Here is a 14,196-nt window from a genome sequence, read left to right as displayed (position 1 = left end):
CACTGTGCAGCAGGCCGGACGGCGACGCTGGCGGAAATCGGACGGCGAGTCCGGGACACGAGTCCGGGACGCGTACCCCGGTACGCCCGGCGTCCCCTGGGGACGCCCCACCCCCACCCCTCCGACAACACCCGTCAGCAGGAGGGCAGTTCGGGCAGGCCGTCGTACCGGCGAGGGCTGGGCGTTACGACATCGCCGCCGCGAGGATCACCAGGACCACGACCAGCACAAGGGTCTCCCAGCGCATGGCCCGCCGCAGGACGCTCCAGTTCGGGAGGCTCTCGGACCGGCTGTTCCTTGTCGGGCTTCCGGTAACGCCGCTGTCGTCGCCGTAGCCGCCACTGTCATCGCCGTCGCTCACGGCGTGCCCCCGGTCTCCGGCATCTCCGGACTCTCCGGCATTTCCGCCCCCTCTGTCGCGCCTGCCGTGTGAAGTGTCTCGGCCGCCGTGCGTGGTTCCGGTCGCCGTGTCAGCCTCCCCCATTCATACCTGATCCAGCCGTCACCGCACGCGGGTGGCTCCCGCGGGCCGCTCTGTGCAGCGGAACCGCACACAGCAGGCGCCCGGCCGCGGAGAGTCCGGCCGTCATACGGGGTGAGCGGTCACGCCGGCGGCATCGGCCAGTCATTCAGTGAGCCACCGCGCCATTCGACCAGCCTCGGGTCGTCGAGCTCGATGTCTTCTGCCGGGCCGGCGACTCCCGCGCGGCGGAGGAATTCGGCGACATCACCGCGGCCGTGGGCCAGGCCGACGATCTGCCCACGCACGGTCACCCGTCGACCACCGGACGGCGTCGGCGGGTGCACGATGACAGGCGGGTGCTCGGTCATGCCTCCAGCGTGCGCCGGGCTCCGCGCTCGCGCACGTCGACAGCCGCCGCGAGCGTCGGTCCTTGAGGCCGCAAGCACTCGCTAGGCTGGCGGAGTGGCACACCACCCCATGGACTCTGCCGAGTTCTCCCGGGACCCGTATCCGCTGCTCGCCGCCTTGCGGGCGCGCGGGCCCGTACAGCGGATCAGGACGGGCAACGGCCGGACGACATGGGTCGTCACGGGATGGGCGGAGGCGCGTGCGGCACTGGCGGATGCCCGGCTGTCGAAGGACACCGCCCGCTACTTCGCCGACCGGCCGAGCGGCCGCAATCTGGCCCCCGCCGTCAGCCGTACCATGCTCGCCACCGACCCGCCGGAGCACGGCCGGCTGCGGAAGCTGGCGATGACGGCGTTCACCCCGGCGGCCGTCGCACGCCTGGAGCCCCGTATCCGCGAGATCGCGACGGAGCTGGCCGATGCCCTGGCGGCGCGCGGGTCCGCGGACCTGATGGAGGAGTTCGCCGTACCGCTGCCGATCGCCGTGATCAGCGAGTTGCTGGGGGTACCGGAGTCCGACCGTGCGGCGGTACGGCAGTGGTCCAACGAGCTGTTCGCCGCGGCGGACCCGGACACCGTGGACCGTGCGTCACACGCCCTCAGCGACTACATGACGCAGCTGATCGCGGCCCGGCGCGCAGCCCCTGGGGACGATGTGCTCAGCGGCCTGATCGCCGCGCGTGACGCCTCGGACCGGCTGTCCGCGCCCGAACTCGTCTCGCTGGCAGTGCTGTTGGTCGTCGCCGGGCACGAGACGACGACCCATCTCATCGGCAACGGCATGCTGGCCCTGCTCCAGGACGACGCACTCCGTGCCCGTTTGGCGGCCGAACCCGCTCTGCTGCCCGCCGCGGTCGAGGAATTGCTGCGCTACGACGCCCCGATCACCGTGGCGACCTTCCGCTATGCCACCGAACCGATCGACCTCGGCGGCGCCCGGATCGCGGCGGGGGATGTCGTACTGGTCTCCCCCGGCGCCGCCAACCGTGATCCGGCGCAGTTCACCGCGCCCGACGCCGTACGCCTGGACCGTCCCAGCCGTACGGACCGCACGGATCGTGCGGATCGTGCGGGCCTTCCGGGCGGGCATCTCTCCTTCGGGCACGGTCCGCACCACTGTCTGGGGGCGCCGCTGGCCCGCGCCGAGGGTCGGATCGCGTTCGAGGTGCTACTCACGCGCTTTCCGGACATGCGACTGACGGTGGAGCGCGAGGATGCGCCGGAGTGGCGGCGTACGCGCCTGATGCGCGGCCTGGCGAGGCTTCCCGTGACCCTCGGCCGATGAACGTCACCCGATGAACGTCAACCCGCTGGGCTTCCACCGACGAACCTCGACCGTGAACCTGGTCCGCTGAACCTCGACCGGCGATCCGGCGTACGCGACAATCGCGGCCATGACGATGGATGATCTTGTGATCCCCGAAACCCGTGCCTGTCGCGCCGCACTGGAGGTGGCGAGCGCCTACTGCTCGCCCGCGCTACTGAACCACTCCATACGGGCGTATCTCTGGGCAGCCGCCTACGCCTCGGCGAACGACATCGCCTTCGACCCCGAACTCCTCTATGTGTCCGCGATGTTCCACGACATCGGGCTGGTGAAGGAGTTCGACAGCCACACCGTGCCGTTCGACGAGGCGGGTGGCCATGTGGCGTGGGTGTTCGGTGCGGGCGCCGGATGGCCGGTGGAGCGGCGGGTGCGGGCCTCCGAGGTGATCGTCCGGCACATGTGGGACGAGGTGGATGTCGCACTGGATCCGGAGGCGCATCTGCTGGTGTTCTCCACCTCGTTGGACATCTCGGGGCAGCGTCCCGACGCACTGCCGGCGGAGCTCCGCGCCGAGGTGCTGCGGCGCCGGCCACGGCTCGGCCTCGGCGAAGAGTTTCTGGCGTGCTTCCGCAGCCAGGCGGAGCGCAAGCCGGACAGCTCGGCGGCGAACTCGGTGCGCAACAACATCGCCGCACGGATCGCCGCCAATCCGCTGGACGCGTATCAGCCGTAGCGCCCACGGGAAAGCCCCGGCCAGACGGGGGGAGCTGGCCGGGGCTGCTTGGGGTGGGTGCTTCATGAACACCCGCACCCGATGAACGGTAAACAATAGAGGGATGTGTCGTGAAGAGAACGTGAGAGTCATCACATCTCCGACACCATGCTCCGACACCGCGCCCCGATCTCACACGCCGATGCCACACACCGACGCCGCGACTGCGGTGCGGCAGTCGCGGCGTCGGCCGTTCGAGGGCGGTCGCGGCATGATCCCGCGAATCGGCTCAGCTTTCGGTGGTGTGTCCGGAGAGGCGTTCGACGCCGCGTAGGAGGGCGGAGTGGTCGAGGCTGCCGTCGCCTTGGGCGCGGAGGGAGGCGACGAGGCTTGCGACGAGGGTGCCGACGGGGAGGGCGGCGCCGACGGTGCGGGCGGCGTCGGTGACGATGCCCATGTCCTTGTGGTGGAGGTCGATGCGGAAGCCGGGCTTGAAGTCGCGGTGGGTGAAGTTGTCCTTCTTGCGGGTAAGGACGGTGGAGCCGGCCAGGCCGCCGCCCAGGACGTCGAGGGCGGCGGGGAGGTCGACGCCGGACTTTTCCAGGAAGACGACGGCTTCGGCGCAGGCTTGGATGTTGATGGCGACGATGAGTTGGTTGGCGGCCTTGACGGTTTGTCCGGAGCCGTGGGGGCCGCACAGGACGATGGTTTTGCCCAGGGCGTTCAGGATCGGGTGGGCGGCGTCGAAGTCGGTTTGTTGGCCGCCGACCATGATGGACAGGACGGCTTCGATGGCGCCGGCTTCGCCGCCGGAGACGGGGGCGTCCAGGACGCGGATGCCCTGGTCGCCGGCTGCTGTGGCCAGGTCGATGGAGGTCTGCGGGGTGATCGAGGACATGTCGATCAGCAGCGCGCCTTGTTTGGCGTTGGCCAGGATGCCGTCGGGTCCGTAGGCGATGGCCTCGACCTGGGGGGAGGCGGGGACCATGGTGATGATGACGTCGGCGTCGCGGACGGCCTCGGCGATCGAGCCGGCCGCGGTTCCGCCGTTCTTGGCGAGGCGTTCCAGCTTGTCGGCCTCCAAGGTGTAGCCGGTGACGGAGTAGCCGGCCTTGATCAGGTTCTCGGCCATGGGGGAGCCCATGATGCCCAGACCGATCCACGCGATCTTGGGGAGATTGCTCATAGGGTGCCTCTTTCACACTCAAAGTCATGCGGGCGACGCAAGGGCCCGGGGCTGCTGGGGTCAGTTGGCGGCGCGCAGGGGTGCCGGGAGCCAGGCGAAGGCACCGGCGCTGGGGCCGTTGCCGGGCTTGTATTCCAGGCCGATCCAGCCGTCGTAGCCGTTCTTCTTCAGCCGGCCCAGCAGCGCGGTGAAGTCCAGCGAGCCACTGCCGGGGGCGCCGCGGCCGGGGTTGTCGGCGATCTGCACATGCGCGGTCTTGGCGGTGTAGCGGTCGATGACCTCGTCGAGGTCCTCGCCGTTCATCGACAGGTGGTAGAGGTCCATCAGGAAGCGGGCGTTGTCCAGCCCCGTCGCCGCGTTCACCGCATCGACGACCTCGATGGCCTTGGGAGCCGAGACGAGGGGGCACTTGGGTGACTCGGGCGCATTGAGCGCCTCGATCAGCAGCGTCCCGCCCACCTCGCCCACCGCCCGCGCGGCAAAGACCAGGTTCTCCAGTGCCAGCGCGTCCTGCTCAGCCGCCGAGACACCCTCGACGCGGTTGCCGTAGAGCGCGTTGAAGGTCGTGCACCCCAGCGACTTCGCGAACTCGATCGCCACCGGCACATTCGCCCGGAACCGCTCCGACTCCCGACCCGGAACCGACAGGGCACCGCGGTCGGGCCCCGGCAGCTGACCGGCGTAGAAATTCAGCCCCACCAGCCGCACCCCGGCATCGTTGAGCGCGGAACGCAGCGCGTCCAGCTCCGCCTGCTCCACAACCGGGGCATCCACCCACGGCCACCACAGCTCCACCGCCGTGAAACCCGCCGCCCGCGCGGCCGCCGGCCGCTCCAGCAACGGAAGCTCGGTGAACAGGATCGACAGATTGACGTTGAAGCGCGTGTCCGTGAAACCCATAAAGGCCGACGCTCCTTCCGGATAGCGGATTTTGTTTTCTGTTCTACGGGATGGTGGCGAGGTCGGGCGCGCTGGTCGAGCCGCGCCCGGCCCACCGTCCGGATCGGGTCCGGGTCAGGCCTTCAGCGGCTTGATCGCGGTGGGCGCATGGCCGGGCTCGGTCGCGATGTCTTCCCACTCGTTGACGCTGGCGATGTCGCTCCCGCTCATCGAGATGTTGGTGATCCGCTCGAGGATCGCCTCGACGACGACCGGGACACGGTGCTCGGCGGCCAGCTTCTTGGCCTGCTCGAAGGCGGCACCCAGCTCGCTCGGGTCGGTGACCCGGATGGCCTTGCAGCCCAGGCCCTCGGCGACCTTGACGTGGTCCACGCCGTAGACGCCCAGCTCCGGCGAGTTGATGTTCTCGAACTCCAGGTTGACCTGGAAGTTGATGTCGAGGTTGCGCTGCGCCTGGCGGATCAGGCCCAGGTACGCGTTGTTCACCAGGACATGGACGTAGGGGATCTTGTGCTGGGCACCGACGGCCAGCTCCTCGATCATGAACTGGAAGTCGTAGTCGCCGGAGAGCGCGACGACCGGCGTCTCCGGGTCGGCCGTGGCGACACCCAGCGCGGCCGGGATGGTCCAGCCGAGCGGGCCGGCCTGGCCGCAGTTGATCCAGTGGCGCGGCTTGTAGACGTGCAGCATCTGGGCGCCGGCGATCTGGGAGAGGCCGATGGTGGTGACGTAGCGGGTCTCCGGGCCGAAGGCCTTGTTCATCTCCTCGTAGACGCGCTGCGGCTTCATCGGGATGTTGTCGAAGTGCGTACGGCGCTGCAGCTGGGCCTTGCGCTCCTGGGTGGAGGCGGCCCAGTCGCCGCGGTCGGGCAGCTTGCCTGCGGCCTTGAGCTCCTTGGCCACCTCGACGAACAGCTCCAGCGCGGCCTTGGCGTCCGAGGTGATGCCGTAGTCCGGGGCGAAGATCTTGCCGATCTGGGTCGGCTCGATGTCGACATGGACGAACTTACGGCCCTGGGTGTAGACGTCCAGCTTGCCGGTGTGGCGGTTGGCCCAGCGGTTGCCGATACCCAGGACGAAGTCGGACTCCAGGAAGTTCGCGTTGCCGTAGCGGTGCGAGGTCTGCAGGCCGACCATGCCGGCGTTCAGCTCGTGGTCGTCGGCGAGGATGCCCCAGCCCATCAGGGTGGGGACGACCGGGGTACCGGTCAGCTCGGCGAACTCGACCAGCAGCTCGGAGGCGTCGGCGTTGATGATGCCGCCGCCGGCGACGATCAGCGGGCGCTCGGACTCGTTGAGCAGCGCGATGGCCTTCTCGACCTGTGCGCGGGTCGCGGCCGGCTTGAAGGCCGGGAGCGGCTCGTACGTCTCGGGGTCGAAGTCGATCTCGGTCAGCTGGACGTCGATCGGCAGGTCGATCAGGACCGGGCCGGGGCGTCCGGAGCGCATCAGATGGAAGGCCTGCTGGAAGACGCCGGGAACCTGGGCGGCCTCCATCACCGTGGTCGCGGCCTTGGTGACCGGCTTGGCGATCGAGGCGATGTCGACGGCCTGGAAGTCTTCCTTCTGGATCACCGCGGTCGGGGCCTGGCCGGTGATGCACAGGATCGGGATGGAGTCACCGATCGCGGAGTAGAGGCCGGTGATCATGTCCGTGCCGGCCGGGCCGGACGTGCCGACGCAGACGCCGATGTTGCCCGGGTGGGTCCGGGTGTAGCCCTCGGCCATGTGCGAAGCGCCCTCGACATGGCGGGCCAGCGTGTGGTCGATCCCGCCCGCGCCCTTGAGTGCCGCGTAGAAGGGGTTGATCGCGGCGCCCGGCACTCCGAAGGCGTTGGTCACGCCCTCACGCTTGAGGATCTCCACCGCGGCGCGGGCGGCTGTCATTCGAGGCATCGAGTACTCCTGCGTCGACCTGTCACGGGCACGGTCCGGCGAAGGGCCGGTGGTTCTTAATTCCGCATCATGGAATTAATGTTTTGCTTTATGGAAGGAAGTTAGAGCGCAGCGATCCGCCCGTCAAGGGGATGCCGGGCGGGCGATGCCGAAATGTCCGAGAGGAGCGCGGGCGCGCGGGCATGGCACGCGGGCGCGGTCCTAGGCGCGGTCGTGGGCACTGTGGCCTGCGGCCATGCGGGCACGGAGGGCGTACGGAACACGTGAAACACGTCGAACGCGAAGAGCCGCGCACCGGGCGGCTGCCCGATGCGCGGCCCGTGCCGGGCTCACCCCAGCAGTGACAGCGCCAGTGCGCCCGCGATGGCGAGCGCGTACCCGGCGGCACCGAGCGCCACGATCCGCGTACGACGCCGCTCGCTCAGATCCGCGCGGGCGAGCAACCACGCCGGCAGCGGCAGTACGAGGACGCCGTGCAGGCTCACCCCGTGGACGGGCTTGAGAAAGCCACCGACGACGTAAGCCGACTGCTGGTGGCCGGAGTTGACCTGGGCGACGCCGCGGGCGATCATCGCGGCGCACGAAGCCAGCCCGATGAGCAGGGTCACGAACCCGGCGCGCAGGGCCAGTTGCATGCTCGGCGCGAGCGCCGGATCGCCGCGGAAGGCCCGTACGGCGAAGACGACCAGCGTCGCGATCAGTACGGCACCACCGACCGCGAGCAGCGTCGAGACCGAACTGTCCAGCGCCGTCTCGCGATTGAAGTGCGAGGGCACATGCCGCCACGCCTGCACGGTGATCCCGCCGGCCTCCGCGACGCAGTCCGCGGCGAAGATCCCGAGCGTCACCGACGGCAGCCGTCCACCGATGCGGAGATACGAGGTCAGCCAGGTGATCGTGATCAGCGTCAGCCCGAAGGACAGACCGAAGGTCACCGGCTTCCGCCAGGAGAGCGGCCCCTGCCAAGGCCCACCGTCAACGAGGAAAAACGCCGAGGTGGAACACGCCGGTGAGCAGCAGCACGGCCCCTACGGCGTAGCCGATCCGCTCCACCGGGCGGGCGCCGGCAAGTGTCATCACGTCCGGTCAGCTCCTCGGATCGGTGGCGGAAATCCAGCCTTCCCGAATCCGGAGCCGACGGCGTCGTACGGCGGAGGGCTCGGGCGGTACTCCGGCGGGAGTGGCCCCGAGACTCACCGGGCGCACACAGCCGGTCGCCGGCACCCCCGCATCAGGGGGTACCGGCGACGGCACGAGCAGGTCTACGGCCGACTAGCGGATCGGCATCCCCGACAGCGTCCGAGCGATCACCAGCCGCTGGATCTCACTCGTACCTTCGAAGATCGTGTAGATGGCGGCGTCGCGGTGCATCCGCTCGACCGGGTATTCGCGAGTGAAGCCGTTGCCGCCGAGGATCTGGACGGCCTGGGCGGTGACCTTCTTGGCGACCTCGCTGGCGAAGAGCTTGGACATGGAACCCTCGGCGGAGGTGAAGGGCTTGCCGGTGGTGGCCATCCAGGACGCGCGCCAGACCAGGAGGCGGGCGGCGTCGATCTGGGTGCGCATATCGGCGAGCTGGAAGGCGACGCCCTGGTTGTCGATGATCGGGCGGCCGAACTGGGAGCGGGTCTTGGCGTACTCCAGGGCCTCTTCGTAGGCCGCGCGGGCGGTACCGACCGCCATCGCGCCGACGGCCGGGCGGGAGGCCTCGAAGGTGGCCATCGCGGCGTTCTTCACGCGCTCGCCGCCCGCCTTGGCCTTCTCGCGGGCGCGGGCGAGGCGCTCGTCGAGCTTCTCCTTGCCGCCGAGCAGGCAGTGGCCGGGGACCCGGACGTTCTCCAGGACGACCTCGGCCGTGTGCGAGGCGCGGATGCCGTGCTTCTTGAACTTCTGGCCCTGGGAGAGGCCGGGGGTGTTCGGGGGGACGATGAAGGAGGCGTGGCCCTTGGAGCCGACGTCCGGGTCGACGACCGCGACGACGACATGGACATTGGCGATGCCGCCGTTGGTGGCCCAGGTCTTGGTGCCGTTGAGCACCCACTCGTCCTTGGCCTCGTCGTAGACGGCACGGGTACGCATCGCGGCGACATCCGAGCCGGCGTCCGGTTCCGACGAGCAGAAGGCGGCGACCTTGACGTCATTGGCGTCGCCGTACATCTGCGGGACCCAGGTGCCGATCTGCTCCTCGGTGCCGTTGGCCAGCACGCCGACGGCGGCGAGTCCGGTGCCCACGATCGACAGGGCGATGCCCGCGTCGCCCCAGAACAGCTCCTCCATGGCCATCGGAATGCCGAGTCCGGTGGGGTCGAAGAACTGCTGGGCGTAGAAGTCCAGCGAATACAGGCCGATCTTGGCAGCTTCCTGGATGACGGGCCAGGGCGTCTCCTCGCGCTCGTCCCATTCGGCGGCGGCGGGGCGCACGACGTCCGCGGCGAAGCCGTGAATCCAGTCACGGACTTCCTTCTGCTCGTCGTTGAGCTCCATGGTGAACTCGGCCATGTCCCCTCCAGTGCTGCAGGCATTTCAGATGTTACTAGCGGTAACTCGCAGTGTGTTACTCGTCAGTAAGGGCTGTCAACTCCCCAGGGAACGAATTCGTGGTGGAGGACGGGTGTTACGTTGCGCGAGCGCCACAGATTCACAAGGGTGGGGAGCACGACCATGGAGAGCACAGAGCGCAGCGGCCGCCAGCAGACGGCGACCGAGCGCAGACGGCGGGAGCTGCTGGAGGCCGCCGAGCGCATTGTGCTGCGCGACGGCCCGGACGCCTCGATGAACGCCATCGCCGCCGAGGCCGGCATCACCAAGCCGATCCTCTACCGGCACTTCGGCGACAAGGGCGGGCTGTATCGCGCACTGGCCGTACGGCACACGGATGCGTTGCTGGCCAACCTGGCGACCGCGCTGGACGCACCCGTCCTGCGCCGGGACCGGGTCGAGGCCACTCTCGACGCCTATCTGCTCGCGATCGAGACCCGGCCGCAGGTGTACCGCTTCCTGATGCACCCGTCGGACGAGGACCATCCGTCGGAGTCCGCCTTCGACGTGGGGCGGCACTCCGCTCCGCTGCTGCGGCGGCTCGGCGAGGAGCTGGCCAAGGTGATCACCGACCGGCTCGACCTGGGGCCGGGCGGCGAGCTGACGGCACGGGTATGGGGACACGGCATCGTCGGCATGATGCATGGCGCCGGCGACTGGTGGCTACGCGAACGCCCCTGCTCCCGCGAGCAGTTGGTCAAGCAGCTGACCGATCTGCTGTGGGGGCAGCTGGCCGCGGTCAAGGACCGCGTGGACGGCCCCGGTTTCTGAGACCGGGACGCAGAACGGGTGGGCCGGTCGCTCAGCGGCCGGACTCCCCCGCCTCCGCGGCCCACGGGGCCCTGGCCGCCGCGCGCAGCGCCCGGCGGCGGCGCAGTCCGGTGAGGCGGTCGACGTAGAGACCACCGTCGAGATGGTCGCACTCGTGCTGGAGACAGCGGGCGAAGAAGCCGGTGCCGGTCACGGTCCTCGGCTCGCCGGTGACCGTGAACCCGGTCACTACCGCGTGGTCGTGGCGCGGGGTGCCGGCCTCGATGCCGGGGAGCGAGAGACAGCCCTCGGGCCCGCGGATCACCGGTCCGTCGGCCTCGACGAGCCGGGGGTTGACGAGATGCCCCAAGTGGCGGCGGTCCTCGTCGTCGGGGCAGTCGTATACGAACACCCGCAGCGGGACGCCGATCTGGTTGGCGGCGAGGCCCACCCCGTGCGCCGCGTACATCGTGGCGTACATGTCCTCGATCAGACGGGCCAGGTCGCCGTCGAAGGTGGTGACCTCCTGACAGGGCCCGGTCAGGGCCGGATCGCCGAGCAGGCGCAGTGGACGGGGACGGCCGGAACTGCCGGGGATGGTGCGGGATGGCATGGGGGTAAGCGTACGGTCCGGCTCGCACCGGATGTCGTCGCACGGGTGGCGGGGTTCGGGCCCGCGCCCGGATCTCGATAGGCTGATCCCCGACCGAAGCCTCCGGCCGGTCGTCGGCTGCGGAGGAGGCGTTCCACCGGCAGCCTCACGGCAGGCGGGCGCCGGATGCAAGGAGGATCAAGGACGATGGCAGGCAACACGGAGCCGCTGTCGCCGCGGGCCAAGCTGGCCGTGACGGCGGGCAAGGCCGCGGCGGCGGTGTCGCGCGCGGCGGGCCGCGGCAGCGGATCGGTGATCGGTGGCCGGGTGGCGCTCAAGCTCGACCCCGACCTGCTGGCGCGGCTGGCCCGGCACCTGGACGTCATTCTGGTGTCGGCGACCAACGGCAAGACGACCACGACGCGGCTGATCGCGGAGGCGCTGCGGGCCAGCGGTCCGGTGGTCTCCAACGCGCTCGGCGCCAACATGCCGGCGGGCATCACGTCCGCGCTGGCCGGTGGATCGGATGCCCGTTACGGCGTCATCGAGGTCGACGAGAAGTACCTCGCGGGTGTGGCACGTGATGTGACACCGAAGGCCATAGCGCTGCTGAACCTCTCGCGCGACCAGCTCGACCGCGCCGCCGAGACCCGGATGCTGGCCGAGCACTGGCGCGAGGGGCTGGCCGGCTCCAAGGCGCTGATCGTCGCCAACGCCGACGACCCGCTGATCGTCTGGGCGGCCTCGTCGTCCGCGAATGTGGTGTGGGTCGCCGCCGGGCAGGAGTGGAAGGACGACGCCTGGTCCTGCCCCTCGTGCGGTGGTGTGATGCAGCGGCCGGGCGACGACTGGTTCTGCGGCGAGTGCGGCTTCCGCCGCCCCATGCCCAGCTGGGCACTCTCCGGCGACCATGTTCTCGACCCGCACGGCAGCGCCTGGCCGATCAAGCTCCAGCTGCCGGGGCGCGCCAACAAGGCGAACGCCACCACCTCGGCCGCGGTCGCCGCCGCCTTCGGCGTGCCGCCGCAGGTGGCCCTGGAGCGGATGTTCTCGGTGCAGGCCGTGGCCGGCCGCTACGACGTGGTCAGTTTCATGGAGCGGGAGCTGCGGCTGCTGCTGGCGAAGAACCCGGCCGGCTGGCTGGAGACGTTCTCGCTGATCGACCCGCCGCCGACCCCGGTGATCATGTCGGTGAACGCGCGCGGCGCGGACGGCACGGACACCTCCTGGCTGTGGGACGTCGACTACACCCGGCTGGCCGGGCATCCGATCTTCGTGCTGGGCGACCGCAAGCTCGACCTCGCGGTACGCCTTGAGGTCGCGGGGCTCGACTTCCAGGTGTGCGACAGCCTCGACGAGGCGGTGGGGATGGCGCCGCCCGGCCGGATCGAGGTCATCGCCAACTACACGGCCTTCCAGGACCTGCGCCGACGGGTGGGCAACTGACGTGATGCACGGACAAGGACGAGCGAGAATGAGCGACAACAGCCTGCGCCTGGTGTGGATCTATCCGGATCTGCTGAGCACGTACGGCGACCAGGGAAACGCCCTGGTCGTGGAGCGGCGGGCGCGCCAGCGCGGGCTGGATGTCCAGCGCGTGGACGTACGGTCCGACCAGCAGATCCCCACCTCCGGTGACATCTATCTGATCGGTGGCGGCGAGGACCGGCCGCAGCGGCTGGCCTCCGAGCGGCTGATCCGCGACGGCGGGCTGAGCCGCGCCGTCTCCAACGGCGCGATCGTCTTCTCGGTGTGCGCCGGCTACCAGATCCTGGGCCACGAGTTCATCAATGACCTCGGCGAGCGGCAGCAGGGCCTGGGGCTGCTGGACGTGGTGTCCACCCGCGGCGAGGGCGAGCGCTGCGTCGGCGACGTACTGGCCGATATCGACCCGCAGTTGGGGCTGCCGCCGCTGACCGGCTTCGAGAACCACCAGGGCGTGACGCATCTGGGCAAGACCGCCCGGCCGTTCGCCAAGGTGCGGTTCGGCAAGGGCAACGGCGTCGGCGACGGCTTCGAGGGCGCGTACAACGACACCGTCTTCGGTACGTACATGCACGGCCCGGTGATGGCCCGCAATCCGCATATCGCCGATCTGCTGATCAAGCTGGCGCTGGATGTCAATGCGCTGCCCGGGGTGGACGACGGTTGGTACGAGGCGCTGCGCCAGGAGCGGATCGCCTCGGCAACTCAGCCCGCTTAATTCCGGTTGATACCGATTTAGGGCGACTTGGGCGATTGCTTGATCGCCGTCCGCATTCAACCGTTTTCGTACGCCCGCAGTCCCGCACTGCGGGCGTACGTGTTCCCGGCGGCCCCGCGCTTGTAGGGTGAGCGGGATCCAACCGGACGACGGGGTCCGGGCCCCCGGTTGAGTTGCAGAGGTTTTTCGAGCAATGCGTATTGGTGTACTCACCTCCGGCGGCGACTGCCCCGGTCTGAACGCCGTCATCCGGTCCGTCGTCCACCGCGCCACCGCTGATCACGGCGATGAGGTGATCGGCTTCCGCGATGGCTGGAAGGGCTTGCTGGAGTGCGATTACCGCAAGCTCGACCTCGACGCCGTCGGCGGCATCCTGGCGCGCGGCGGCACCATCCTCGGGTCGTCGCGGGTACAGCCCGCCCATCTGCGGGACGGCGTCGAGCGGGCCCGCGGCCATGTCGCCGAGCTGGGTCTGGACGCGATCATCCCGATCGGCGGCGAGGGCACGCTGAAGGCGGCGCGGCTGCTGTCGGACGCCGGACTGCCGATCGTCGGCGTACCGAAGACCATCGACAACGACATCGCGGTCACGGATGTGACGTTCGGCTTCGACACCGCGGTGGGCGTCGCCACCGAGGCCCTGGACCGACTCAAGACCACCGCCGAGTCCCACCAGCGGGTGATGATCGTCGAGGTGATGGGGCGGCACACCGGCTGGATCGCGCTGCACTCGGGCATGGCGGCCGGTGCGCACGCGATCGTGGTGCCGGAGCGGCCCTTCGACATCGACGAGCTCACCGCGCGGGTCGCCGAGCGGTTCGAGGCCGGCAAGAAGTTCGCGATCGTGGTGGTCGCCGAGGGCGCCAAGCCGCGCGAGGGCACGATGTCCTTCGACGTCGGCGGCAAGGACATGTACGGGCACGAGCGGTTCGCCGGTGTCGCCCGGCAGCTCTCCGTGGAGCTGGAGAACCGCCTCGGCAAGGAGGCCCGTCCGGTCATCCTCGGCCATGTCCAGCGCGGCGGTACCCCGACCGCGTACGACCGGGTGCTCGCCACCCGCTTCGGCTGGCACGCCGTGGAGGCCGCGCACCGCGGGGAGTTCGGGATGATGACCGCGCTGCGCGGCACCGACATCACGCTGGTGCCGCTGGCGGAGGCCGTGGAGACGCTCAAGACGGTGCCCGCCGAGCGCTACGACGAGGCCGAGTGCGTGCTGTGACCTCGGTGGCCCCGGCGCGATAGTTCCGCGCTGTATCAACCGCCCCCGGCCGATCCCATGGCC

General features: G+C 69.8%; 14 protein-coding genes. 6 read left to right on the top strand and 8 right to left on the bottom strand.

Features of this window, described 5'->3' with window-relative positions:
• Positions 1-184: 184 nt before the first annotated feature.
• Together KI385_RS39955 and KI385_RS39950 are read right to left on the bottom strand one after the other, a co-directional pair.
• A complete protein-coding gene (locus KI385_RS39955; protein ID WP_238576892.1) occupies positions 185-361 on the bottom strand; it encodes a hypothetical protein in 177 nt (58 codons plus the stop codon).
• 242 nt (positions 362-603) lie between these two features.
• Positions 604-831 carry a hypothetical protein gene (locus tag KI385_RS39950; protein ID WP_128503932.1) on the bottom strand — a complete coding sequence of 76 codons (228 nt, stop codon included), beginning with the start codon at positions 829-831 and terminating at the stop codon, positions 604-606.
• Positions 832-940: 109 nt separating this feature from the next.
• On the opposite strand from KI385_RS39950, the gene KI385_RS39945 reads away from it, so the two are divergent.
• A complete protein-coding gene (locus KI385_RS39945; RefSeq protein WP_238578040.1) occupies positions 941-2,155 on the top strand; it encodes a cytochrome P450 family protein in 1,215 nt (404 codons plus the stop codon).
• Between the two features lie 109 nt (positions 2,156-2,264).
• Positions 2,265-2,870 (top strand): HD domain-containing protein, encoded by a 606-nt coding sequence (locus tag KI385_RS39940; RefSeq protein WP_238576891.1) that lies wholly within the window; start codon positions 2,265-2,267, stop codon positions 2,868-2,870.
• A gap of 268 nt (positions 2,871-3,138) precedes the next feature.
• On the opposite strand, the gene KI385_RS39935 is transcribed toward KI385_RS39940, so the two are convergent.
• The 5 genes from KI385_RS39935 to KI385_RS39915 all read right to left on the bottom strand — a co-directional run bounded on the left by KI385_RS39935 (position 3,139) and on the right by KI385_RS39915 (position 9,330).
• Positions 3,139-4,035 carry a 2-hydroxy-3-oxopropionate reductase gene (locus tag KI385_RS39935; protein ID WP_238576092.1) on the bottom strand — a complete coding sequence of 299 codons (897 nt, stop codon included), beginning with the start codon at positions 4,033-4,035 and terminating at the stop codon, positions 3,139-3,141.
• 60 nt (positions 4,036-4,095) lie between these two features.
• Complete coding sequence (locus tag KI385_RS39930; RefSeq protein WP_238576890.1) at positions 4,096-4,935, bottom strand: TIM barrel protein; 840 nt, start codon at positions 4,933-4,935, stop codon at positions 4,096-4,098.
• A 114-nt stretch (positions 4,936-5,049) separates the two neighbouring features.
• Positions 5,050-6,831, bottom strand: a complete 1,782-nt coding sequence (gene gcl, locus KI385_RS39925; RefSeq protein ID WP_238576889.1) for a glyoxylate carboligase — start codon at positions 6,829-6,831, stop codon at positions 5,050-5,052.
• Positions 6,832-7,160: 329 nt separating this feature from the next.
• Positions 7,161-7,766, bottom strand: a complete 606-nt coding sequence (locus tag KI385_RS39920) for a hypothetical protein (RefSeq protein WP_342593498.1) — start codon at positions 7,764-7,766, stop codon at positions 7,161-7,163.
• Positions 7,767-8,103: 337 nt separating this feature from the next.
• Positions 8,104-9,330 (bottom strand): acyl-CoA dehydrogenase family protein, encoded by a 1,227-nt coding sequence (locus KI385_RS39915; protein WP_238576888.1) that lies wholly within the window; start codon positions 9,328-9,330, stop codon positions 8,104-8,106.
• Between the two features lie 162 nt (positions 9,331-9,492).
• Between KI385_RS39915 and KI385_RS39910 the strand changes: the two genes are divergently transcribed.
• Complete coding sequence (locus tag KI385_RS39910) at positions 9,493-10,140, top strand: TetR/AcrR family transcriptional regulator (RefSeq protein ID WP_238576887.1); 648 nt, start codon at positions 9,493-9,495, stop codon at positions 10,138-10,140.
• A 31-nt stretch (positions 10,141-10,171) separates the two neighbouring features.
• Here the strand turns inward: KI385_RS39910 and def are convergent, their stop codons facing one another.
• Positions 10,172-10,732 (bottom strand): peptide deformylase, encoded by a 561-nt coding sequence (gene def / locus KI385_RS39905; protein ID WP_238576886.1) that lies wholly within the window; start codon positions 10,730-10,732, stop codon positions 10,172-10,174.
• Positions 10,733-10,918: 186 nt separating this feature from the next.
• On the opposite strand from def, the gene KI385_RS39900 reads away from it, so the two are divergent.
• The 3 genes from KI385_RS39900 to KI385_RS39890 all read left to right on the top strand — a co-directional run bounded on the left by KI385_RS39900 (position 10,919) and on the right by KI385_RS39890 (position 14,133).
• Positions 10,919-12,157 carry a MurT ligase domain-containing protein gene (locus KI385_RS39900; RefSeq protein WP_128504222.1) on the top strand — a complete coding sequence of 413 codons (1,239 nt, stop codon included), beginning with the start codon at positions 10,919-10,921 and terminating at the stop codon, positions 12,155-12,157.
• 28 nt (positions 12,158-12,185) lie between these two features.
• Positions 12,186-12,914, top strand: a complete 729-nt coding sequence (locus KI385_RS39895) for a type 1 glutamine amidotransferase (protein WP_238576885.1) — start codon at positions 12,186-12,188, stop codon at positions 12,912-12,914.
• Positions 12,915-13,107: 193 nt separating this feature from the next.
• The gene (locus tag KI385_RS39890) at positions 13,108-14,133 is read left to right on the top strand and encodes a 6-phosphofructokinase (RefSeq protein ID WP_238576884.1); all 1,026 of its coding nucleotides are present in this window, start codon (positions 13,108-13,110) and stop codon (positions 14,131-14,133) included.
• Positions 14,134-14,196 lie beyond the last annotated feature (63 nt).

It is taken from the genome of Streptomyces inhibens (genome assembly GCF_022221585.1).
GTDB lineage: Bacteria > Actinomycetota > Actinomycetes > Streptomycetales > Streptomycetaceae > Streptomyces > Streptomyces inhibens.
This window is presented reverse-complemented; position numbering and strand designations above follow the sequence as displayed.

Bases quoted from the DNA above. Each gene is read 5' to 3' on its own strand.
- KI385_RS39950 (WP_128503932.1), bottom strand. From the start codon at position 831: ATGACCGAGCACCCGCCTGTCATCGTGCACCCGCCGACGCCGTCCGGT.
- KI385_RS39945 (WP_238578040.1), top strand. From the start codon at position 941: ATGGACTCTGCCGAGTTCTCCCGGGACCCGTATCCGCTGCTCGCCGCC.
- KI385_RS39940 (WP_238576891.1), top strand. From the start codon at position 2,265: ATGACGATGGATGATCTTGTGATCCCCGAAACCCGTGCCTGTCGCGCC.
- KI385_RS39935 (WP_238576092.1), bottom strand. From the start codon at position 4,035: ATGAGCAATCTCCCCAAGATCGCGTGGATCGGTCTGGGCATCATGGGC.
- KI385_RS39930 (WP_238576890.1), bottom strand. From the start codon at position 4,935: ATGGGTTTCACGGACACGCGCTTCAACGTCAATCTGTCGATCCTGTTC.
- gcl (WP_238576889.1), bottom strand. From the start codon at position 6,831: ATGCCTCGAATGACAGCCGCCCGCGCCGCGGTGGAGATCCTCAAGCGT.
- KI385_RS39915 (WP_238576888.1), bottom strand. From the start codon at position 9,330: ATGGCCGAGTTCACCATGGAGCTCAACGACGAGCAGAAGGAAGTCCGT.
- KI385_RS39910 (WP_238576887.1), top strand. From the start codon at position 9,493: ATGGAGAGCACAGAGCGCAGCGGCCGCCAGCAGACGGCGACCGAGCGC.
- def (WP_238576886.1), bottom strand. From the start codon at position 10,732: ATGCCATCCCGCACCATCCCCGGCAGTTCCGGCCGTCCCCGTCCACTG.
- KI385_RS39900 (WP_128504222.1), top strand. From the start codon at position 10,919: ATGGCAGGCAACACGGAGCCGCTGTCGCCGCGGGCCAAGCTGGCCGTG.
- KI385_RS39895 (WP_238576885.1), top strand. From the start codon at position 12,186: ATGAGCGACAACAGCCTGCGCCTGGTGTGGATCTATCCGGATCTGCTG.
- KI385_RS39890 (WP_238576884.1), top strand. From the start codon at position 13,108: ATGCGTATTGGTGTACTCACCTCCGGCGGCGACTGCCCCGGTCTGAAC.